The organism is Ulvibacterium sp., assembly GCF_965228935.1.
Lineage (GTDB): Bacteria > Bacteroidota > Bacteroidia > Flavobacteriales > Flavobacteriaceae > Ulvibacterium.
This window is the reverse complement of sequence record NZ_OZ245846.1, coordinates 5608991-5633186: the sequence shown is the minus strand read 5'-3', so window position 1 is coordinate 5633186 and position 24196 is coordinate 5608991. Positions and strand designations below refer to the sequence as shown.

15 protein-coding genes are annotated in these 24196 nt (G+C 41.2%); 6 read left to right on the top strand and 9 right to left on the bottom strand.

The features are described 5' to 3' along the window. Positions 1 to 186: 186 nt before the first annotated feature. Positions 187 to 981: an endonuclease/exonuclease/phosphatase family protein gene (locus tag ACO06Y_RS23815; RefSeq protein WP_422081582.1), complete on the top strand. Its 795-nt coding sequence runs from the start codon at positions 187 to 189 to the stop codon at positions 979 to 981. 21 nt (positions 982 to 1002) lie between these two features. Here the strand turns inward: ACO06Y_RS23815 and ACO06Y_RS23810 are convergent, their stop codons facing one another. Then, positions 1003 to 1203, bottom strand: a complete 201-nt coding sequence (locus tag ACO06Y_RS23810; RefSeq protein WP_422081581.1) for a hypothetical protein — start codon at positions 1201 to 1203, stop codon at positions 1003 to 1005. Positions 1204 to 1716: 513 nt separating this feature from the next. On the opposite strand from ACO06Y_RS23810, the gene ACO06Y_RS23805 reads away from it, so the two are divergent. Further along, on the top strand, positions 1717 to 4116 hold the full coding sequence (locus tag ACO06Y_RS23805) for an ABC transporter permease (protein WP_422081580.1): 2400 nt from the start codon (positions 1717 to 1719) through the stop codon (positions 4114 to 4116). A gap of 227 nt (positions 4117 to 4343) precedes the next feature. Here the strand turns inward: ACO06Y_RS23805 and ACO06Y_RS23800 are convergent, their stop codons facing one another. Next, positions 4344 to 5606 (bottom strand): hypothetical protein, encoded by a 1263-nt coding sequence (locus ACO06Y_RS23800; RefSeq protein WP_422081579.1) that lies wholly within the window; start codon positions 5604 to 5606, stop codon positions 4344 to 4346. Positions 5607 to 5712: 106 nt separating this feature from the next. Between ACO06Y_RS23800 and ACO06Y_RS23795 the strand changes: the two genes are divergently transcribed. Further along, positions 5713 to 6336 carry a family 16 glycoside hydrolase gene (locus ACO06Y_RS23795; protein WP_422081578.1) on the top strand — a complete coding sequence of 208 codons (624 nt, stop codon included), beginning with the start codon at positions 5713 to 5715 and terminating at the stop codon, positions 6334 to 6336. A gap of 57 nt (positions 6337 to 6393) precedes the next feature. Further along, on the top strand, positions 6394 to 7866 hold the full coding sequence (locus ACO06Y_RS23790; protein WP_422081577.1) for a S41 family peptidase: 1473 nt from the start codon (positions 6394 to 6396) through the stop codon (positions 7864 to 7866). Positions 7867 to 8220: 354 nt separating this feature from the next. On the opposite strand, the gene ACO06Y_RS23785 is transcribed toward ACO06Y_RS23790, so the two are convergent. After that, complete coding sequence (locus ACO06Y_RS23785; RefSeq protein WP_422081576.1) at positions 8221 to 9063, bottom strand: hypothetical protein; 843 nt, start codon at positions 9061 to 9063, stop codon at positions 8221 to 8223. Between the two features lie 253 nt (positions 9064 to 9316). Here ACO06Y_RS23785 and ACO06Y_RS23780 point away from each other — a divergent pair, with 253 nt between their 5' ends. Further along, on the top strand, positions 9317 to 10219 hold the full coding sequence (locus ACO06Y_RS23780) for a LamG domain-containing protein (RefSeq protein WP_422081575.1): 903 nt from the start codon (positions 9317 to 9319) through the stop codon (positions 10217 to 10219). Positions 10220 to 10330: 111 nt separating this feature from the next. Here ACO06Y_RS23780 and ACO06Y_RS23775 read toward each other — a convergent pair whose 3' ends face one another. The 5 genes from ACO06Y_RS23775 to ACO06Y_RS23755 all read right to left on the bottom strand — a co-directional run bounded on the left by ACO06Y_RS23775 (position 10331) and on the right by ACO06Y_RS23755 (position 19408). Further along, a complete protein-coding gene (locus ACO06Y_RS23775; protein WP_422081574.1) occupies positions 10331 to 12745 on the bottom strand; it encodes an ABC transporter permease in 2415 nt (804 codons plus the stop codon). A 520-nt stretch (positions 12746 to 13265) separates the two neighbouring features. Further along, complete coding sequence (locus ACO06Y_RS23770; protein WP_422081573.1) at positions 13266 to 15677, bottom strand: ABC transporter permease; 2412 nt, start codon at positions 15675 to 15677, stop codon at positions 13266 to 13268. Between the two features lie 386 nt (positions 15678 to 16063). Continuing rightward, entirely contained in the window at positions 16064 to 17575 is a 1512-nt protein-coding gene (locus tag ACO06Y_RS23765; RefSeq protein WP_422081572.1) for a BCCT family transporter, read from the bottom strand. After that, complete coding sequence (locus tag ACO06Y_RS23760) at positions 17559 to 18986, bottom strand: SDR family oxidoreductase (protein ID WP_422081571.1); 1428 nt, start codon at positions 18984 to 18986, stop codon at positions 17559 to 17561. Before ACO06Y_RS23760 ends, ACO06Y_RS23765 begins: the two co-directional genes overlap by 17 nt. Then, a complete protein-coding gene (locus tag ACO06Y_RS23755) occupies positions 18983 to 19408 on the bottom strand; it encodes a hypothetical protein (RefSeq protein WP_422081570.1) in 426 nt (141 codons plus the stop codon). Before ACO06Y_RS23755 ends, ACO06Y_RS23760 begins: the two co-directional genes overlap by 4 nt. A gap of 114 nt (positions 19409 to 19522) precedes the next feature. On the opposite strand from ACO06Y_RS23755, the gene argS reads away from it, so the two are divergent. Beyond that, the gene (gene argS / locus ACO06Y_RS23750; protein ID WP_422081569.1) at positions 19523 to 21334 is read left to right on the top strand and encodes an arginine--tRNA ligase; all 1812 of its coding nucleotides are present in this window, start codon (positions 19523 to 19525) and stop codon (positions 21332 to 21334) included. 124 nt (positions 21335 to 21458) lie between these two features. Here argS and ACO06Y_RS23745 read toward each other — a convergent pair whose 3' ends face one another. Further along, the gene (locus ACO06Y_RS23745) at positions 21459 to 23918 is read right to left on the bottom strand and encodes an ABC transporter permease (RefSeq protein ID WP_422081568.1); all 2460 of its coding nucleotides are present in this window, start codon (positions 23916 to 23918) and stop codon (positions 21459 to 21461) included. Positions 23919 to 24196 lie beyond the last annotated feature (278 nt).

Genomic DNA, 24196 nt, shown 5'->3' with positions numbered 1-24196 from the left:
CCTCTAAGATAATAGCCTTATGAACTAGGATTGGGTCAGTATTTCTTATAAGAGCTATTGTTCCGAAACATTTTAATTATTAGCTTTCCTCGGATTGTTTCCTGATAGTTTCAAAATTCAGATTGGATTACTGATTTCTAAAACCAAATAAGGGAATAATCCTTTATCTGAAAAACTATGAAGCCAATGAAATTACAAATGTCGATTGTTATAATATGCCTTCTCACTTTTGCGCCTGTACACGCTCAAATTAAGGTCAAGAACAAAAAAATTGTAAAAGTACTATCGTTCAATATCCTTGGGGGAAGAACCACAAAAGGGGATTTTAATCTAGATGTATTGGCAAAACTCATAAACGATGTAGATCCAGATTTTGTAGCCATGCAAGAAGTGGACTATAAAGTAAACAGGTCCAAGAAATACGATTTGGCCACTGAATTGGGTTGGAGGACCAAAATGGTTCCCTTATTTGCAAGGGCGATGTATTATGACGGGGGAGAGTATGGTGAAGGAATATTGTCCAAATTTTCATTTTTGAGTACAAGGAACGTGGCCTTACCATACATACCGGGACAGGAACCCAGGGCCGCCATTGAAATAGTGGCAGAATTACCTTCAAAGGATACGATTGCCTTTATAGGCACACATTTTGCCCATGAAGGTAGTGCTGGGAGAGAATTGCAGGCTAAAAAGATAAACGAAGTGTTTTCCAAGAACAAGTACCCTACCATTTTAGCGGGAGACCTCAATGCAACCCCAGAAAGTGGATCCATTTCCATTCTTGAGGAGATTTGGGAAGCTACCTATGATAAAGAAAACCCAGAACCTACTCATCCTTCCGATAACCCGAAGGTAAAAATCGACTACGTAATGTTTTATCCAAAAGACCGTTGGAAAATCATTGATCGTGAAGTTATTAGAGATACGATTGCATCGGACCACTGTGCTTATCTGGTTACTCTTGAATTATTGAGTGAATAACAAAACCAGAACGGACAAAGACTAAACAAGGGCTGGAAATTTATTCCCACCGCTATGGTTGGGTCTTAGCACGGTTTTAGCCGAGATGTTCTTTAAGGAAGCAATTTCCTGGTGGGTAAGGCCTTGATTCTTGGATAGTTTGAACAGTTCCAGGGTTTTAGGCCGTAATGAAGTATAAATCTGGTCTATCAACCTTTGTAATTCCCTCTTTCCGTATATCATGTCTTCAATTGGATAGGCAACTGTTACTTTTTCCTTAAGCCGCTTCTAAAGTTCATTAACTGTCAATGCAGAAATAAAATGACCCATTAAAAATTAGTTTTTCAAACTCAACGGGAATCCTGTGCATACCTTGAGGGAGGAGTAGAAAGAATAGCCATAAATGGAGTAGTTTAAAACGACGAGTTAATTGGACAGATTGGACGTAATGAGCTTATTCCCAAGAAAGGTTGGTTATATGGAACCATTGAAATGGTTTCATTTTAAGCCCCATATAGATAATAGTACCAACCGAACCTATTTACAAAGTGTAAATTTTCTTTACATTTCTATGTCCAATAATTGGACAATGGCCTAGCTTCATTTTTATACTATTCTTCGTAATGGATTGATTACAAAAGAATTGGAATCATGGCATGAATTTAGAACCAAGATATTTTATCGTATTGGGTCCCAAGACCAAAATTCAAATAATACGAAGCGAACCTAAGGTATAGTATCCGTAACCTAGATACCATGTTGAAGAATTACATAACAATTGCCTGGCGCAACCTCAAGAAGAACAAGGGTTATTCGGCGATAAACATTGGTGGACTTGCCCTTGGCATGACCGTTACCCTATTGATCGGGCTTTGGGTCTTTGATGAACTATCCTATAATGATTACTTCAAGAATAAGGATAGGATTGCCCAGGTATTTCAATCATTGACCTTTAATGGAAATACAACTACAGGGCCCTCGATTCCGAGGCCGCTGGAGAAAGCCTTGCGAGATGGTTATGGTGATAGTTTCAAACATCTAGTTATGTCGTCTTGGAGAATGAATCTGTATCTGAAATACGGTGAAACCAATATTTCGAGACCTGGGATATATATGCAACGAGAAGCTCCGGAGCTTTTGAACCTAAATATAATAAAGGGCGAGAAGGACGGTTTAAGGGAAATCAATTCCATCATGCTCTCCAAATCCCTTGCCCATGCGTTATTTGGGGAGGAGGACCCCTTAGGTAAAACCTTGAAAATTGGTAATCAAGATGTTATGATGGTCTCGGCCGTTTATGAAGATATTCCGTCCAACAATACCTTTAGTGAAGTAGAATATATTGCCCCGTGGGATTACTTTCTTTCCGCTCGGGAATGGGCAAGAAATGCCGAGGATGACTGGGATGAGAACTCTTTTCAAATGTTTGTGCAATTGGCGGACAATGCAAACATGGAAGACGTGTCCTCAAAAATAGCCAGTGTAAAAAAAGACCTGAATGCGGATACGGCGGAGTTCGACCCCCATATTTTTCTTTTTCCGATGAAGGATTGGTATCTACATGGGAATTTTGAAAATGGCAAACAAGTCGGTGGGAGAATAAAATATGTGTGGTCCTTTGGTATCATTGGTGCCTTTGTACTGCTTTTGGCCTGCATCAACTTCATGAACCTAAGTACGGCCCGATCCGAAAAAAGATCCAAGGAGGTAGGTATACGAAAATCGATCGGTTCACAAAGGGGTCAGTTGATCAATCAGTTTTTGAGCGAATCTTTCTTGGTGGTTGTTTTTGCCTTTAGTATTGCGATTCTGATCGTTCTATTTTCATTGGACGGATTTAACGATTTGGCGAAAAAGGAAATCGCCTTTCCTTGGTCGAATCCCTTCTTTTGGCTGATATCCGTAATCTTTATTCTTTTCACTTCCTTGGTGGCGGGAAGCTACCCGGCTCTGTATCTATCCTCATTTAGGCCTGTGGAAGTCTTAAAAGGGACTTTTAAGGCCGGTAAATATGCCGGGTTGTCAAGGAAAATCCTGGTGGTGCTCCAGTTTACGGTCTCGGTCGCCTTTATTATTGGCACCTTTATCGTAATGCAACAGATCCATTATGCCAAAAATCGTCCGGTAGGCTATGATAAAGAGGGCTTAATTCAGGTAGCCACATTTACCGATGATTTCGTAGGAAAGTATGATTTGATGCGAACCGAGTTCATAAACTCGGGCGCCGTAATCGAAATGTCCGCATCCAGTAGCCCTACAACACGAATTTGGTCGAACAGGGATGGGTTTACCTGGGAGGGGAAGCCCGATGGCTTTCAAGAAGATTTCGCATGGACCGATGTTTCGTTCGAGTATGCCAAGTCATTGAATATGAAAATCGTTGAGGGAAGGGATTTTTCAAGGGATTTCGCTTCTGACTCCCTAGGCGTTCTTATTAACGAGACCGCTAAAAGATATCTGGGTATGGAAAACCCTGTTGGTAAATTATTAAAGCATGATGACGTAGAATATCCAAATCCACCTTTGAAGATAATCGGGGTTGTGGAGGACATGGTTACCCAATCGCCCTATGAACCTATAAAGCAACATCTATATGTGTTTGATAGGTTCCAAAATCTGGGTTACTACAATTTAAGGTTGAATCCGGGACAAAGTGCAAGCCGTAATATTGCAATTGTTGAACGTGTCTTTAAGGAACATTTTCCGGATATTCCTTTTGAATATGATTTTATTGATACCGAGTACGGGGAAAAGTTTGCAGCCGAGGAGCGTATAGGAACGTTATCAGGAATTTTCACGGCCCTTGCGATTTTGATCAGTTGTCTGGGATTATTTGGATTGACGTCGTTTGTAGCGGAGCAGCGCACCAAGGAAATCGGGGTTAGAAAGGTATTGGGCGCCTCAATGTTCAATGTGTGGAACATGCTTTCAAAGGATTTTCTGAAGCTGGTCGCCATTTCATGCTTTATTGCCATACCCATATCTTATTACGTGATGAACGGCTGGTTACAAAACTATGCCTATCGGATCGGTATTAAGTGGTGGATTTTTGTATTGGCAGTGGTCGGTGCATTGGCGATTACCATTCTTACGGTAAGTTTTCAGGCCATCAAGGCCGGAAGAGCAACTGCCATAAAAAGTTTACGAACGGAATGAAAAAAACCAGCAGGGGCTATAAAAGGGAAATTACTTCCTTAAGACAGCGAATTCAATTTTTTTGGCCAGGCAAAGTGATAGTTCACAAAAAAGAAGCCGTTCCCAAAACGCGCAAATTAGTGGTACTGGATGCTAAGGATCCAAAATTCCCTTGAAACATTCAATTTATGATCTTTGATACCCCATGTAAACCCCCTTAAAATCATCAATTCCCTTTTTTGGTAATTCTACCTTTCAAAACCATCCTCGAATACGATTTGCCCATTGCCGTCCTGTAATTTTATATAATCCATGGATCCAGTTCCGTCAAAAGCATAGACAAGCGCGGCTATCTTTCCCAGATCTTTATGGAAGGTTTCCGCATAGGTCAGGGTATCGTTGAGATAGATTTGGGCATGCTTGCCCTTTACCCTTATTTCCAAATCCTGCCAATCGGTAATAGCACACCCTAGGGCGGAAAGGTCATTGTCATGACCGCCCTTCGAAATTTCCCCCAGTTTGTAACCGGCATATTTTTCGCAACCCTTGTCCATTAAGGTTACCCTAAAAATGTGTACTTCCGTTACGATGATAACGGACACCCAGGGACATAGCTCATTGCGCACACCATCTACTTTCAGCCGCGTAAAAAGGTTAAAATTATCGGAGTGTACATCAAAGATTTGACTATTGGAGATTCTACTGTAAAATTCCTTGGAAAGGTCTATTTTATACTTTTCCAATACTGTTTTGTCCAAATGCAATTGGCCATTGGCAATAAAGGATTCGTCTTTGAGATTAATCGGCATATCCTCTTCCTCGTAATACAAATGGGGTTCCCAATCCTCACTCAGAATATGGATGGGCCTTTGGGCTATAACGGAATCATTGGCCATTAATCTGGCCCGGTGATAACCGGACTCATAATAGATACTGGTAAGGGCACTGCCTTTGGGGTCAATGGCCACCTTATTGTTGGGATCCCAGGATTGTTGGATGTAAAATGAGTCGGCGACCACCTTGGATACGTCATAAGAAAAGACCACAGTATTGGGGATGCCCTGGGTTACCGTTTTGGAAGTTTCAAAACGAATGGGTCCCGTAATCTGAATCTGTTCGAATGTTTCTTTGCCGTTTTTTTCCGATTCGGATGAAGAACCAAATATGGAAAGCAGGACAATGGCCAGTAAAAGGCCGGGGACGGACCACTGTAGCATCTTGGCCAAGGAAGTCCGTTTGCGGGCATGGGCGCTCTTAAAATTTTGCCAATCCTTGAATTCGAGGATTGCGGCCAAGGCATTGAGTGTAGCCAATTGAGGCCTCTGTTTATAGTTGTTCTTCCAAAGACGCTTTAAAGTGGAAAGACTTATGTTGGTGCCCGTTTTTTCTTCTATATGCTCCGACAAAACCTCCAGGTCCCTTTGCGTTACCTCATTGCCGGTTCCAAATAGGAACTTTCGTTCTATTTGTTTTTTACAGAGGTCGATAAATTCCTGTTCAGATCTTGCCATATGCAAATTTAGAAATTATGCTTCCATAAAATTGCTTTGACCGGGTTTTGACCGAGAAATGATTGCCTATAAAACCTCATATACCCTAGTATTGTCCTAAAAAAACATGAGGTCAATTGTATTCGTATTTATTTTCGCATTCATCCCGATCAATACTTTATATGCTCAAGAGAGCATCAAGGCTAGTCCGAGAAATTGGACCACGTATAATGGAACGGCCACTTTTGAAAATGGTACCATTCATTTAAAAAATAAGGGTAATGGAAGTGCGTTACTCTGGTTAAACGACAGAAGCTTTAAAAATGGCGTTGTGGAATTGGAGGTAAAGGGAAAGGACGTCCGTGGCCAAAGCTTTCTGGGTTTGGCCTTTCACGGTCTGGACAATACCCATTACGATGCCGTTTACTTCCGTCCCTTTAATTTTAAAAGTCAGGAAAAAAAGAACAACGCGGTACAATACATTAACGCTCCCGACAATGTATGGCATGTATTGCGGAAAAAATTCCCTGGAAAGTATGAAAATGCCGCGGTACCCGTTCCCGATCCGAACGATTGGTTCCATGTTACCATTGAAATCAATACGCCGAATGTAAAGGTGTATATTAACCGATCGGATGTACCTACCTTGGAGGTCGAAAAAGTAAGCACTCGAAACGAAGGGAAATTAGGGTTGTGGATAGATAGCGAGGAAGGTTCGTTCAAGGACGTAAGAGTGCTTCCAAAACCCTGAATTCCGGAACCTTTCAAATTGATTTTGTGGAGAGGTAGGGAACCATCGATTGTGAAAATGAACAAAAAAATGGATAGGGCCTTAAAGCGGTTTTTTACATTCCTACTTGGTTTTTATGGGTTTACAGGTCTGGCACAGGAGATTATAACGTATCGGCCTGAACAGATGCACGCCGATCTGGAAAAGTTTAAAACCGCCCTTATCAACGTCCATCCGGGAACCTATACCCACCAAAGCCCCGAGGAATTTGAGGAAGTGTTCAAGAACCTAAAATCGGAAACCTCCGAACCCATGACGGGTACGGCATTTTACAAAATAGTCCTTAGGTTAATCGCATCGATTCATGATGGGCATACCCAAGCCTATGCCTTTGGTGGGCTGGGCAGTGTTATCAATGATCAGAAACGGCTTCCCTTCCAAGTATATGTCCGTAATGAGCGAATCTTTATACTAAGGAACATGAGCTCCCTGGAAATTCCCGAAGGTTCTGAAATTATTGCGATAGATGGCAAGCTTAGCAATGAAATCTTACAGGAGATCTTAAGGCATTACTCCTCGGACGGGAAAAGCTCCAATGGCATGTACCATTGGCTGGGTGGCCCTTATAGATCTTTCCATAGGCTTTATCCCGAAATTTATGGGGAACAACAATCTTGGGATATGGTGTACCGGGACTATGGAACCAAAGAGATCGTACGGGCCAAGGTCGATGCAATTTCAAAAGGAGCTTATGAAAAAAAGGAGGCCAAAAAATATCCTCAACAAAAACAAGAAGAAGCCTTCAATTTTGAAGTGTATGAGGATTATGCCTACATGAAAATTGACCGATTCATCAAAGACGGCTTCAATGACCCGGAAAACACTTATCCCGATTTCTACAAAGATTGTTTTAAGGAAGTATCCCGGCGGAACATTCAGAACCTGATTGTCGATCTAAGGGACAATGGCGGGGGAAAGGCAAGCAATGCGGCCTATTTGCTCCAGTATTTTATCAACAAGCCGATTATTCCGGCAAGAGAAATATCAACTTTGGGAGACGATCAGTATTTCTTGGAATCGACAGGAGATACACTAAATTTGGATGTTTCGTTCAGGCTGGTACCCATTGCAAATGGAAGGTTCAAGGTAACAAGAACCGAGGTGTTGCGAGATTTAATGGTTTATGATCCGGTTAAGGATTATCCCTATACCGGAAACCTAATTGTACTGATCAATGGCGGGACAACATCGGCGGCAGGCATTGCCGCTGGCCTATTAAAGGAACACACCAAGGCCATTCTTGTAGGGGAAGAAACCTATGGGTATGCGGGCATCAGTAATGGCGTACGCCAGATTTCCATTGTGGGGGACCACACGGAAACGGCCATTTACCTACCCCTTTTACATGCAGCCTACACTATGGAAGAACACGTCCAAAAAAGAACCGTGGTTCCGGATTACCGGATTTCAAATTCGGTTAAGGACATGGTAACCCACAATGATGCCATCCTGAAATTTGTGATAAATACCCTTTTATCCGGCGAAAAATAGGATTTAGACCCTAGGGTAACCATAAGGATTATGGATAGTCTCTGGGAACGAGCATAATACCTTGCCTCTTCTTAGTGCCTCGGTTCTTTTGATCTTCAGATAAATTTGACTGAATAATATGTATCGGTTTATTCCTTTAAACGTTCTTTTTACGAATCTCAAAGGATATGACCGCTAGCTTAATTCAACTCTTTTTCTAAGTTTTATCCAAGTTTGGTTGGAGGCCTGCGAGAATGATTAATAATCGTACCGCCATGAAAATATCAAAATAGAATATTCGTTTAAAAAACACCTAACAACGGATGTATACCTGGAGTTGTTAGCCAATGTTGTCCATGCAAACAATTGTATAAATCAATAAACCAATTTGACCAATGAGTTGCTGGTTAGGATCCTATCCGGTTGTTCAAGGGAATGGCTTATCCTGAAAATAGTAGGGAACCCATTTGAATTAAGTTCATGTTCTATTTGATAGCTTTCCGTAAAGTCGGACCTATCATAGCTTCCCGTTTCCGTGTTATATGATTCCGAATAACTTTCGAATTTGACGATGTTGTTCGTTGCAAAGAAAACAAGGTAAACCCAAAGTTTATCATCCATTGAAAATTGGAATAATCTACTGGACTCAATATAATCCCTGTAGGAATTAAGATAGGGATTTGGATTTGAATCATGTTCTATCTCTATCACGTCCTTAGTGCTCCACCATTCCGGATGTACCGGCACAAACTCAACTTTTGTGATGTTGTCAAATTCGTCGTATTGAATCCTTGCCGTAAGTTCATTGTTTTCCCCATTGAACTCAATTACCCTGTTTTTTGAGTCAAGTTTGAATGTCCGCACATAATCGGATGAATTATCCGTAAGGGTTATCACATCGTCTAAATAGGACAAATATTGGGTTATTGATTTCGTTGGTCCGGTTCTTGAAATTACCCTACCGGCACTGTCGTATCCAAAATCAACGGTATTTGTAGAAATTAAGCGTCCATTGGCATCATACTCAAACTCGTTTGGCACGGAATGGCGAGATGAATTGCCATTCCTAGCATCGTCATTGGTCTTTCTACTGATGATTTGGCCAGATCCGTTATATTTTGAAATCCAGTATGTATTGTATTCAATGTTAGCTTCCGAGGAGTATTCCCTTTTAATCAGGTCCTGACCGGAATTATCTTCATCATTGGAACAGCCCATCAATAAAAGAAAGGATAGAATTGTGAAGCCCTGAAGTAAATTTGTTTTTTGTATCACTAGAAGTACTGACCTTGATTTGTGTTGGCCAAATTAGCTAATAGGAACCATTATTCATAGTCTTTGTTGCCCAAAAAAGAATCGCAAATATGTAAGGTGCCTCTTAAATAATGTGGATTCAATTGTCACATATTCGTACGACCCTATGTATTAATTATGTACTTTAGAAGTCGGACTCTTTTGAAAACGAAAACCTATGACCAAGACACATATCGTAAAATACATTGCACTCCCCATTCTAGTATGTACTACTGGATTGACCTCCTGTAAGGAAAAAAATCTTAAAAAGGAAGCGGTTAAGGAAAACACCACGGAAGACAACTTAAAGGAGGCACTTACTTTTTATGCTTCTTTTGATACTGGGGTCAATGCCGATTTTTCGGTCGGGGATTCCCTAATGTATACCGTTGCCAACAGAGATTCTCTTGATTCTTCCAAAGTTGGCCTGCACAAACCGGATATTAGTCGCCAGGCGGGCAAGGGCAAATATGGGTATGGGCTTCAATTTACCGAACGTAGCAAAGGATATATCTACTATCCCAGTGCTGGAAACATAGCGTATAGCAAGAAGAATTGGAACGGGGCCATTTCTTTTTGGTTGAGTCTTAACCCTGCCACCGATCTGGAACCAGGCTATTGTGATCCCATTCAAATTACGGACGTTAGTTATAACGATGCCGCCATTTGGGTAGATTTTACCGAAAATAACCCTAGGGACTTCAGATTAGGGGTCATCGGAGATAGAAATATCTGGAACCCCGATGGATTGGAAGATGAGGATGATCTTTTTCTACCACAACTCGCACCCGTGAGCAATCCACCTTTTGCCAAAGGGGAATGGACGCATATACTCATCAATCTTTCCGGATTGAATACCGAAAAAGGCAAAGCTTCCCTTTACATAAACGGGGAATTGAAAGGAACAAGGCCGGATATTACCGATTCCTTTACCTGGGAATTAGATCGGTCCAACATCTATTTGGGACTAAGCTATATTGGATTTATGGACGAGCTGTCCATTTACAATAAAGCTCTGACCGAAGACGAGATCAAGGCACTGTATTCCTTGGAAAATGGGGTTCAAACCATTCTGGAATAAGTAACGCTTTTTGAAACTTCTTTTTCTTCTGGATGCTGTTCTTTTAATAGGTCAATTGTTCCAACCGTCTAGAGATTTAATAGAATCCCGTAATAGCTTTGATTTAAGGGACTATTCAGCTTTTAAATTTTTTGCTGGATTTATATTGGCAGCTTTTACCACCTGTGAACCAACAGTAAAGAACGCAATGCACAACACAGAGACACAACCCAAAAGAAATAATTGCCAACTAATATTTATTCTATACGTGAAATCTTGCAGCCAACTATTGCCCAAATAATAGGCCAAAGGGCTAGCAATTAGCAATGCAATCAATACCAGCTTCAAAAAATTTCTGAGATACAGAACAGCAATACTTGAGACGGAAGCCCCTAGAACACGTCTTATCCCAACTTCCTTTTTTCGTTGCTCGGTAGTATATGAGGCCAATCCATATAGCCCTATACAGGCGATGAAAATGGCAATCAACGTAAAGCTTAACGTAACTTTTGTGGTTTGTTTATCCTTTTCATAATTTTTCTGGAAATCATCGTCCAAAAATGAGTACTCAAAGGGTGTGCCCTTGTTCACATTGTTCCAAATGCCCTCAATTTGCGAAATCGTTTTATCCAAATCTCCTTTCCCTATGTTAGCTATAAAATAATTGGGATTTGCCTTTCCCAGTCCAATAAGCCCATACGGACTAATGGTCTTATGCAAACTTTCATGATGGAAATTTTTCAATACTCCTACTATCTCATAGGTTTTTCGTTGCCCTGCTTCCTCATAGTTGATTTGTTTACCAACAGCGCTGGACGGGTCATATCCCAACCGTTTCAAGGCGATTTCATTAACGACTATGGCATCCCCCCGTTCGATTTCACTGTTCGACAACCCCCTTCCATATAACAGTTCGTATCCCAAGGTTTCTATGTAGTCATCCTGAACCTGTGCCAAACGGACTTCAATCTGTTCATTCTTGTTCTTTCCTAGTCCGAAAACCATTCTTGACTGTACCAACTCGAATCCGGGATAGGTCGAACCGGCAGAAACGGATACCAAATTCGGAATACGTAGAATTTCACCCCTTAATCCATCATAGTTCTCCGCTGTAGTCACATTTCGAAAAGGAAGGACAATTTGCCGGTCTTTTTTGAAGCCAAGGTCCCGGTTCTCCAAAAAAATCATTTGTTTCCAAAAAAGGATCGAAACCAAAATGAGACAAGCGGAAATACAGAACTGGAATACCACTAGTCCCTTCCTAATTGTCGTTGTCGTATTTGTACGGCCACCTTTTCCTTGAAGTGCGGTAACGGGCTTGAAGGAAGAAAGGTATAGGGCGGGATAGCTTCCGGAGAGCAATCCGGTCAGTAGGGTGAGGCCAAGAATCCAAAGCAATATCTCCGGATTGCTTAGCAACGAAAGGCTTTTCTGTGTCAAGACATTAAAAATGGGCAGGCACGCCAATACAACGATAAAGGCGAGCAATAGGGATAACAGGCACATGAACATGGACTCTGCCAAAAACTGGGAGATTAAGGATTTCTTGGTGGCCCCCGCAGCTTTCCTGACCCCTATCTCATTGGCCCTCTTCTCGGATTTGGCTGTCGAAAGGTTCATAAAATTGATACAGGCTATCAAAAGGATAAAGGCGGCTATCGAACCGAAGATGTAGATGTACAACATACTGCCATTGCTAGATAACTCATGGCCAATGGAGGATTTCAAATAAATATCCTTTACAGGCTGTAAAAAAAGACTTTTCTCCAGGCCCGCCTCCCTAAAATCGTTGCCCGCATTTCTTTCCAGGAACTCTGGCAACTTGTTCTCAAAGGCAACAGGATCTGTACCCGTTCTCAATTTGATATAGGTGTGGAATATGCTATTGGTGGCCCAGTTGGTCTGGCCCTTGACCCATTGCCCGATATCCCCGTTCTGCATCGATAAAATCAAATTAGGATTAACATGAGACTTGTTTTCGGTGTTTCTAAAGACACCCTTAACCGTATAATCAATTTTACCATACGGAATTTCAACACTGACAATTTGATTTATCGGGTTTTCGTTCTCGAATAGCTTTTGGGAGATTTCCTCGGAGATAACAATCGTATTCGGACTGTTCAATGCAGTTTCAAGGTTTCCATATTTGAACTCATAGGTGAAAACCTCAAAAAAAGTGGAATCGGCGTAATAGCCTTTTAGTTCGAAAATTTGGATGTTGCGCTTTTCATTTTTTAAGAGCAGGTTCCCCGTGTTCGGAAAATTAAGGACCCTGGTCACTTCCTCTATTTCTGGAAAATCTTGTTGTAACCCCTTCGCCATGACTCCGGGGGTGCCCGCCCATCTTTCGTTCTCTGTGTCCAGAGCGACCCTGTACAAGCGGTCAGCACCATCGTGGTGCTTGTCGTAGCTCAACTCGTCAGTTATGTAGAGCACCAAAAGAAGGCAAGTTGATAGGCCAATGGATAGGCCTAAAATATTGACAAATGAAAACAGCTTGTTTTTCAGAAGGTTTCTCCAGGTAATTTTGAAATAATTGATGACCATGTCAAGCGTATATGAATAATTTATTACTAACGATTATTAGACCAACTCGTTACAAGAACTTTGAACTCCAAAAATTCAGCTAATTCTATGCCATCTATACAATTACTTGATATTCAATTGAATGTATTTAATGAATAAGCTTTTGGCAAACAATAGTGTAAATATAATTGACAATTAATGTCCAACTTATTTACACCTGTTCACTCGAAAAACTATGTAATGGACGATATGGGAATCGGTTTCATAAAATGGCCGTTTTACGGAACCAGACTTCCCTTTTGAATATCTAGGCTATGGCGTCCCAAACATGATTTCATTTGGCAGTTCGTTTACGGAACTTTTTGATACTTTCTATGCACCTAGCCTTTCCAAACTTCCTTGAGAAAAACAACTAGTAAATGCACAAACTCAGAAATAGCCATTTGGCCATAATAGATTATTGTTATTTTCTAAATTGAGACGATTATTGAAATACAACGTTCTAGTCGATAGTCTTTTGGCATAAGACAGAATTTACCCTTTATTCTGTTTTTAAAGATTTTGCCGGATTGGAAAGGGCGACTTTCAGTGACTGGGAACTAATTGTTAATAAAGCAATCATACAGGCTATTAGACCGGCCAGTACAAATATCCACCAGGATAAATCAACTTTGTAGGCAAAACCCTTTAACCATTCACTCATTAAATACCACGCTATAGGAGCACTTATCAGAAATGAAAATCCTATGAGTTTCATAATATCTTTTGAAAAAAGCCCCATAATGTTACTGACTGATGCGCCCAGTACTTTACGTACCGCAACTTCCTTAATTCGTTGCTGGGCAGAAAACATGGCAAGTCCAAGCAAACCCAAACAAGAAATAAAAATGGATAAAAAGGAAAAGATATTGGAGAGTTTAGCAATCACCTGCTCACTTTTGTACATGGCTTGGTACTCACTGTCCGCAAATTTGAAATCGAAGGGTCTATTGGGATTGATTCGGCCATATATTTTTTTAAGCCCTGCCAGTGCTTCCTTGGTTCTGCCGGGCAAAGTTCGAACAAGGATAAAACCAAAAGGCAAATTTTCTTTTACGTCCACTATTACAGGTTTAATTTTTTGATGTAGGGAAGCTGTATGATAGTCTTCTAAAATACCTACGATACGACCTTTCTTTTTCCATGCCGATACCCATTTGCCAAGTGGATCTGTAATGCCCATTTGCCTAATGGCCTCTTGATTTACCATAAAGGCATCTGAAGAATCAGTTGCTATATTTCTTGAGAAACCACGTCCTTTAGCCACCTTTAAACCCATAATCTCTAAATAATCATATCCAACGGATTTTGGCATAAATCCAATTGATTCGCCTACACTTTTTCCCTCCCAGTTGATAGCATCGAACACCTCAAAAGTCATTGAATGCGGCGCCTCACTGCTTCTGTCAACAAGAGCTACCCCTGGTAATTTGGAGGCTTCCTGTTTAAATACCATATACTTTTCGGGGTTGGAAAACATGCCTTCAATACGGATGTAGATAAGATTTTCGCGGTTATAGCCCAAATGGGAGTTTTGAACATAATCTGCCTGTTTTGAAACGACCAAAGTTGCTATCAACAGTAGTATCGAAAGTCCGAATTGAAATATTGTCAGACCTTTTCTAAACCATTTTGAGGAACCGGAAAACTGTATGGAACCTTGTAGAACCTCTACCGGTTTTAAATAAGACATAAAGAGTGCCGGATAACTTCCCGCAACCAAACCGGTTACCAGTATTAATCCCAATACCGCCAACCAGTAGGAAGGTACCGCGAATGGGAGATCGATTTGCTTTCCGGTTATAGCGTTGATATATGGAAGAAGTAGCCAAGTAAGTAATACCGAGATAATAACTGCAAAAAGGGAAAGCAATATGGATTCTATTAGAAATTGTCTTGTGAGGTGCTTACGAGATGAACCAACTACTTTTCGAACGCCAACTTCTTTTGCTCTTTTTATGGATTGGGCTGTAGAAAGGTTCATGTAATTAATACAGGCAACAATCAAAATAAAAAGTGCCACGGCACCAAAAAGCTTCAAATAATCCATTCGCCCTCCATGGGGCCGCCCATCCTTAAAATTGGCTTTTAGATAGCGGTCTTGATAAGGCGCTAATTTGGCTTCAATTTTGATTGGCTGGTTCTGGTCGACACGTGTTTGGAGGTATCCATTTATATTACGCTCCACTTCATCTATGTTTGCCTTACTATCAACCTGTACCGTAGCAAATATATTGTCCGAAGCATATTGTACCTGTTCTCTCGCAAAGGTTTCCCAATCAACCAGATAATCAAAAACCAAAGAGCTTTTTGTAGTAACATTCTCGAAAACAGAGGTAACCGTTAGGTCTAATTCACCATTGTACTTGACTATTTTGTTAATTGCATTTTGCGGAGTACCAAAAAATATTTCGGCCATTTTTCTTGAAATAGCAATTGTATTGATATCAGTAAGCGGGGTTTCAGAATCACCGGAAATAATCGGATAGTTGAACATTTTGAAAAACTCCTCACTGGCTCTGGCACCCTCAAGCTTATACATCTTATCCTCAACGATAAAAGTCTCTGGAAATCCCCATGGCAAATCATATCCCGAAGCATAAAAGGAAATATGTTTTATTCCTGGAACACTCTTTTGTACTCCTTCGATTAGGGGGTAAAATCGTGTATCATTAAAACCTGTAGGACTTTGGTAAGTACCATTCAATTTGCCTTCCGACTCAATGGAGTAGTATACGTTAAAAAGGTTCTCACCATTCTCATGAAAGTTGTCAATGCTCTTTTCATCCCGTATCCAAAGAAATATAAATAGAAAACAAACCATACCCAAAACTATACCTAGTAAGTTTATGGCTGAAAAAGTCTTATTTCTAATAATATTCCGAAAAGCCACCTTTAGATAGTTTTTAAACATAACTCGTTTGTTTTTCTAATTAATTGCTCCAAAAAAAATCATTTAATATTGCAAACTTGTTCAACTCAAAAAAATCAAACTAATTTTGTGCCAAAAATTTAAGAATCTATATATCAAGGTTTTATGTAGATATATAGACATATGAGACTTTATATATGTAAAAGAATTTTACAAAAGATGTCCAATAAGTTTACACCATTTATCAGGTTCAACCAGCGATTCATACCTTGATGGAATGCTATTTATTATGGTCTTGGTGGAGGGCAGTTTTACAGGATGATTTAACGAAAATAAAAACCTTTTGCCGGCAGTGTCCCAAACATGGTCTCTTTTGGTAGTTTGTTTAATTTGCCTTTTATGGGAATCTTTTGATATTCTATAGGTACTTAGCGTTTCCAAACTTCCTTGAGAAAAATACCGGTCATCACTACCATAAAAAGGGCAAAAGGCAAGGAAGTAATGATCAGAAGTTTTTGGACCGCGACCAAAACATCGATCTCCGGCTTGGCATTTCCCAATAGGATCAAGGCCAAGGTAGCCAGTAGAATAAAAATGGACCATAGCAGTCTGTGGCTCTTACGAGGTGTTCTTTTCCCGCGATCCGTAAACATGCTGAGTACAAAAACGGCCGAATCCACCGAGGTTACCAAAAAACTTATCAAGAGTAAAACGGTGGTCAGGTTCAACAAGCTGGCCATCGGATAGTTTTCAAGAAACACAAAAATGGAGGAGAACACATTGCCAAACTCGTTGGCATACGTTCCCCAGCTTTCTATTAATTGGAAGGCCGAGGTACCAAAAACGGAGAACCAGAAAAAGGTACCCAAGGACGGGATGATCAGAACTCCCAACAACAGCTGGCGCAATGTCCGGCCCTTGGAAATCCGTGCGATAAAGATGCCCGTAAACGGGGCCCAGGCTAACCAAAAGGCCCAATAGTAAAAGGTCCAATCCGTTAGGAAGGCGATACCTGGATCGTATTTTCCCCAAGCAAGGCTCATCGGAATAAAGTCCAATATATACTGTAAGGTAGCTTTTCCCAACGAACTTAAAATAGCGCCTAGATTGCTCGTAAAGAATATAAAGAACAACAAAACCAAAGTGATGATAATATTGAATTTTGAAATAACCTTGATACCTCGATTCACGCCTTGCCAAGCCGAATAAAAAGCAATTGCGGAAATCAAAACGGCCAGGAGAAGCGTAGCGCCCAAACCAAAACCATACGCAAACAAATGATTCAATCCCCCATTGATTTGGGCCGTTCCGAGTCCTATGGCCGCAATTAGACCAAAGACCGTTGTAAGTATGGTTACAACATCTATTCCCTTTCTCGCCACTGTATTGCGGATGGTATCTTCTATCGTAGAACTGACCAATACCTTTTTTTTCCGTACAAACAAAGCATATCCCACGACCATGGCAAAGAGGCCATAAAAGGCCCACGGGGTAAACCCCCATTGATAAAAGGTAAATTCCAGGGCCAAGATTTCGGGTTTTAGATCAGTGGGATAAGGTGGATTCTGAAACATAAAGACAGGCTCTTGAACGGCGCGTAATAAAATTCCCGCTCCCATACCCGCACTATACAGCATGGCTGTCCATGCCCAGAGGGAATGTTCCGGTTTCTGGTTTTTTTTACCGAGCCTTATCCTGCCCAAGGGAGAAATGGCCACTGTTAAAAGTAGGAGCACACAGCCCAATCCCAGATACAGATAGAAATAACCGAAGTAATTTCGAACCCAAATTGAAGCGGATTCTATGGCATCATAGCTGGCTTCCGTTGCAAAAAGGACAATAATGGAAAACAGGAACAGTATTCCTAATGAAATGGTGAGTAGATAGTTCTTTTTTAAGGGTTTTATAAGCTCGATTGCAATACTATTTAGCTTTGGCAATATTCCGGATCATTCCCTCAAAGATAAAATAATGAAAAGGAAGTATGCTGTACCAGTACAATCTGCCCCGAAGCCCTTTGGGCCTAAAAGTGGCTGTTTGGTGTAAAACGTTCCGCTCATCAATCTTGAACTCCAGCCAGGCCTCCCCGGGTAACCGCATTTCCGCAAAAAGCAACAGCCTTTTCGCTTCCCTGTCCGCCAAGAGTACCCGCCAAAAATCCAAGGAATCCCCCGGATAAATCTTATCCGGATGGGTACGTCCCCTTCGTAATCCCACACCTCCGTTGAGCTTATCCAAAAATCCCCGTATCCTCCAAAGCCAATTCCCATAATACCAACCAGTGTTTCCCCCGATTTTCCAAATATTGCGCAAAACCCTTTCCTCATCTTTGATTTTGAGCGTTTTTTCATCTTTCAGAATACCATACTTTGGGACTTGGATATATTTTTGGAGGTTTTTCTTAAAGCGACCGCTGACCATGCTGTCCTTCCAACTGCTGACCACAAGGTTCTGTTCTATTTTTTTGAAGGCCATATCTATGGCCTCTTTATAGGTATGTGTACGTATCCCTAAAAGATCCTGCAGACGGTTATCCTTGGCTATGACCTCCATTTTCATACTGTCCACAAGGTTTATGGCCAATTTATAGGAAGTGGAGGTTACAAAATAGAGCCAGTAAGAGGAGAGTTTGGGAGTCATTACGGGAACGGTGAGGATCCAATTTTTAAACCCCCGAACTTTGGCATATTGTTGGAGCATTTGCTTGTACGTGAGTACATCGGGACCACCAATATCAAAGGAGTCGTTATAGGTGTCCTCATTCCCGATCACTTCCGTTAGAAACGTGATTACATCACGTATGGCAATGGGCTGCGTTTTGGTCAACACCCATTTTGGGGTTATCATAAAGGGTAACTTTTCACACAAGTCACGGATGATTTCAAAGGAGGAACTCCCGGAACCTACGATAATCCCAGCCCTAAGAACGGTAAGGTTAAATTTTCCACAATATAAAATGTCCTCCACATTTTTACGGGAACTCAAATGTTTGGACAATTGGGTATCATTTACAATTCCGCTGAGGTAAATGACCTGTTGAACATGAGTTTCTGCCATGTAGACGTTGAAGGCTTCCGCGGATCGTGCTTCCTTTTCATCAAAATCGGTCGTGGAGGAACTCATGGAATGGATAAGGTAATAGGCTATGTCGATATCCCTGGGCAGCAAATCCGGTTGAAATGCCTTTAGGAAATCAATCTCCACGATTTCCACTAGTGCCCTGGTGTCTTCATCAATGGACAGACGTTTTTCATCACGGACCGCACAGACCACTTTATGCCCCAAATCCAATAATTGGGGGAGCAATCGCATACCTATATAGCCATTGGCACCCGTGAGCAGGATTTTCATAAATCCTCGATTGAAGTAGGCCTATTATCGGCCTTATAGTCCAAAATCTTTTTGAAAAACTTCTGTATCGCCTTGGTATCTGCCTGAACCTTAATAAAGTGATGGTCCCGATAAATGGAATACTTGGCCATATCTCCCTTGTATAGGGTCAATTTATAATACGGTATCACCAAGGCAAAGGTTTCCAATAAGGAACGAAACCGGACGATAATCCCTTTGGGCCGCATTTCAATATTGCATTGGTCCCGATTATTGTCCAAAATAAGTAGGTTGTGTATTTCAATACTGGTTTCCGTGATGAACAACCTAGGGGATCCTATCCCGCCCATTGCCCATCGTTCCTTTAGCGTAAAAGGCTTACCAACCTCGGAATCGATTTTTTCGGTGATTTTTTTATCGTTGTACGATACGTTCAATAGCATAGGCTTTCTTTTTCCGTAGCCCCATAAAGTTACTCAAAACCATACTTAAATAAGCTAATGCGCCTGTAAAAGCGCAAAAAAATGTAGTTTTGCAGCCGCATAACCCAAGTTTTCATGGATATCCAAAACGTTTTAGGGCATAAGGTAAAGGAAGCTGTAAAATCAATTTTTGATATTGAGTTGTCCTCGGTTGAATTTCAACCTACCCGAAAGGATTTTGAAGGGGACATTACCGTAGTTGTATTTCCAATGTTGAGGCATATAAAAGGAAATCCCGAACAGATTGGAGGGCAGATCGGGGCATTTTTAGATGAGCAGGTGGAGGAGGTCTCTGGTTTCAACGTAATCAAGGGTTTTTTAAACCTGGTTATCAGTGACGGTTTCTATCTCCAATTTTTCAATTCGGTTTACGATACGGAGAATTATGGATACGTTTCCAAGAGGAATACCGATGCGGTTATGGTGGAATATTCTTCGCCCAATACCAACAAGCCGTTGCATTTGGGCCATATCCGTAACAATTTGCTGGGTTACTCCGTGGCGGAAATTTTGCAGGCATCCGGAAAAAAGGTATACAAGACCCAGATTATCAATGACCGAGGGATCCATATCTGTAAAAGCATGTTGGCCTGGCAACGCTTTGGTAATGGGGAGACACCGGAAACTACCGGACTGAAAGGTGATCAACTGGTTGGGAAATACTATGTGGCCTTCGATAAGGCGTATAAGGCCGAAATTGCAGAGTTGATCGCTCAGGGGACCGAAAAGAGTACAGCTGAAAAAGAGGCGCCCATTTTACTGGAAGCCCAGGAAATGCTTCGCAAATGGGAGACCGGGGATGATATGGTAGTTGCGCTTTGGACTACCATGAACGGCTGGGTCTATAACGGTTTTGAGGAAACCTACAAAAATCTTGGGGTAGATTTCGATAAACTCTATTACGAAAGCGATACCTATTTGTTGGGGAAGGATGTGGTGGAGGACGGACTCCAAAAGGGTGTTTTCTATAGGAAGGAGGACGGAAGTGTCTGGATCGATCTTACCGATGAGGGACTGGATGAAAAAATCGTGTTGCGTTCCGACGGTACGGCGGTCTATATGACCCAGGATATCGGTACGGCCCTACAGCGGGTAAAGGATTATCCCGATATCAATGGAATGGTCTATACCGTAGGTAATGAACAGGACTATCATTTTAAGGTACTTTTCCTTATTCTGAAAAAACTCGGGTTTTTATGGGCAACGAACCTATACCATCTTAGCTATGGGATGGTAGATCTCCCCACTGGGAAAATGAAGAGTAGGGAAGGAACGGTCGTGGATGCAGATGACTTGATGGCGGACATGACGCAGACCGCTGCCCAACTATCCGAGGAGCTGGGAAAATTGGAAGGTTATTCGGATGCCGAGAAACAAGAGCTATACCGCATCATAGGGCTTGGGGCCCTAAAATATTATATACTAAAAGTAGACCCCAAAAAACGTATTCTTTTTGACCCACAGGAATCGGTGGATTTTCAGGGAAATACAGGGCCCTTTATCCAGTATACCTATGCTCGGATACAATCCATCCTTCGTAAAGCTGATTCAAAAGTAGACCTGTCAGGTTTTCAAAACTCCACTGATCAGGGTGTCACTCTGAGCGTAGTCGAAGAGTTACATCCCAAGGAAAAGGAATTGATCAAACGAATTCAACTCTTCCCAGAAATTATTGGCCTTGCCGCTGAGAATTATAGTCCGGCCCTCATCGCCAATTATGTATACGATCTGGTCAAGGAATTCAACTCGTTCTATCAACAGGTTTCCATTCTCGGGGAAGCCGATACGAGCAAAAAGGTCTTTAGGGTACGATTATCCAAAAAGGTAGGGGAGGTCATTCGATCGGCGTTCCAACTATTGGGCATTCAAGTACCGGATCGGATGTAGGGGTCGATAGAGTCAACAATGTTAAGGGTATTGGACCTGTCAGGTTTTCAAAACCTGACAGGTCTTAAGGTCGGCCATTTTTCTTAAGCCGGAGGTATTTTAAAATTGACTTCCAAAACAATCCTTACTCATCTTTCAACGCCTCGATCGGATTGGTAACTGCAGCTTTGACCGAATGGTAACCAGTAACCAGAAACGAGAATAGCAAGGTGCCTACACCTGCTAAAGCGAAAACCCAGATCGAGGGGGTAATCCTATTTCCAAAATCCTGAAGCCATTGCTGAACGAGCCAGTAGGAAAGCGGAGCCCCGATGACAAAGGCCACAATTACCAGTTTGGTATACCCTCGTGAAATAAGTATTAATATATTCAAGATGGAAGCACCCAATATTTTGCGTGTTCCGATTTCTTTCGTGCGGAGTTCCAGGGTATAAATAATCATCCCCAACAACCCAAGACAGGCAATCAGTAATGCAAGGCCTGCCATAACCAAAAGTGAGTTTCCAAATTGTTGTTTGGACTGCAACTTAGCCGCAAAGGTTTGGTCAATGAATTCATATTTAAAAGGTAAATCCCCCATATGTTCTTTCCAAATAGTCTTTAGGGAATCAAAAATAGAGGCCCACGTCTTCCCATTTTGGGGAGCGATACGAACCAAGGCAAATTTTTTCGGACTATAGACCTTACTATTGATATTGAATATAGCCATAGGTTCAACCTGTTTTTCCAATAAGCTGAAGTGATAGTCCCGTACCACACCGATTACTTCAAATTTGGTAAATTCATTGGGATAGTCTATTATTCTTCCAATAACGGATTCGTCCATCTCCCATCCCAGTGTCTTGACAGCCGTTTCATTTAGTATTACTCCATCTGCCTTAGGATTATCAAGGTCGAAATCGTTTCCAATACTAAGCTGGACTCCCAAAGTGGAAAGGTAATTTTCGTCAGCTGCCGCAAAATTCAGTATAAAATCCTTGTCGCCGCTATTCTCCGGCCTAAAAGCATCATTGCCCATACGTAAAGGGAATTGTGCGCAAAATGAGGTGTTTAAAACTCCTGGAATATTGGAGATTTCATTGGTAAAGGCAGCACCACTTCCAACACGATCAACATGATCTATGACCAGGAGATTTTCTTTGTTAAAACCCAGGTCTTTCTCGTACAGAAAATTGAGTTGTTGAAATACAATGGCTGTGCATATAATAAGTACTATGGATACGGTAAACTGGAGAACGACCAATCCATCCCTTACTCCCTTGCCCTTTTTTCCACCGGAAAGTTTTCCCTTAATGGCTTCTATGGGGCGAAAAGCTTTTAAAAAAAATGCAGGTAGGCTACCTGAAAGTATACTCATAATAAACAATAAGAAAATCATGAGCATCGCCAATCCTGTATCCCGACCTAAATTCATTTCAAGGGTTTTGCCCGTGAGTTGACTGAACCAAGGAAGTACGATCTTGGTGAAAGTCAGAGCGATTCCAAGAGCAAATAAACAAAACAAAAAAGCCTCGATGAAATATCCAAACACTAATTCTTTTCCACCTATCCCTAACACCTTTCGAATACCCGCTTCCTTAATTCTTCTTGTAAATTGTGCAATGGAGAGGTTAACAAAGTTAATGCACGATAAAAGAAGGATGAAAATTGCCGAGCAAGCGAGAGCATAGACAATTTTGAGATTTCCCACGATATTGGAGTTTCCAATGACATTGTCGGAATACAAATGGATCTGTGTCAAAGGTTGTAGATAAAGCTCCCAAGACTTTCCTGTTTTGAGGTATTCATTGAAAGACATATTCATGGCCTTCTGCAAAGTGGTTTCTGCATATTTGGGTGGAATTGATCCTAACTTCGCTCGAACATCTGCAATGTCTGCGTTTTTATCAATTAGGACAAACGTCTCCAATTGTGTCCATATCCAACTCCAGCTATTCTCCTTTACCTTGGGAAAACTGTTCATTGACAATAGCATGTCAAAATCGATATAGGAATTACCAGGGGTATCCTTGATTACTCCGGTTACCTCAAAAGCCTGGGAGTTTTGGTGGGTGGACAGCTCCAAAAGCTTGCCTAAAGGCTCTTCATCCCCAAAATACTTACGCGCCGTGGATTCAGTGATTACCACACTTTGTGGCCGTAGTAAACATGATTTCGAATTACCCTTCATCATCTGAAAGCTGAACATACTAAAGAAATTTGATTCAGCGGCAAGTACATTTTCCTGATCATAGGCAATTACTTTTTGAGAAGGATTTTCGTAGGAAACTAGAAAATTTCCAGCGGTATGGATACTGGTAATTTTTTCTATTTCAGGAAGTTCAGCTTTCAGTGCATCCACCACGCCCGGGCCGGTGCGTGCCAATTGCCTCGGGTCATTTTCATTCCAGATATTGGTTTGATTAACACGGTAAATTCGATCGGCATTTGTATGAAAACGATCATGGTTAAGATTATCACGCACATATAAATAAATAACCAGGGTGCTCACTATTCCCATTGTGAGCCCGATCAGGTTTACACCGGAAAATAGTTTTTGCCGTCGAAGGTTGCGATAAAAGAGAACGAAATAATTCTTTAGCATGATTCAATTGACTTAATAAGAGGAAAATCCCTCTTGCCTATTTGGGGAACACCAGAAATTTCAGGACAAAAAGCCAGAACTATGCCGAATTTTTAAAATATTAAAAATCAATTACTTATGAAATTATTTTTAAAATCAAAAACCTTGAATGTAAAATATATTGACAATCCGTGTCCAAAACCTATACAATTTATAGGAAGCTTGGAACGGCCGTTATAATTCCTTGAAGGGCTGATAGCATCAAATGATGTGATTTTGTAAAACTAACGGTTTATAGA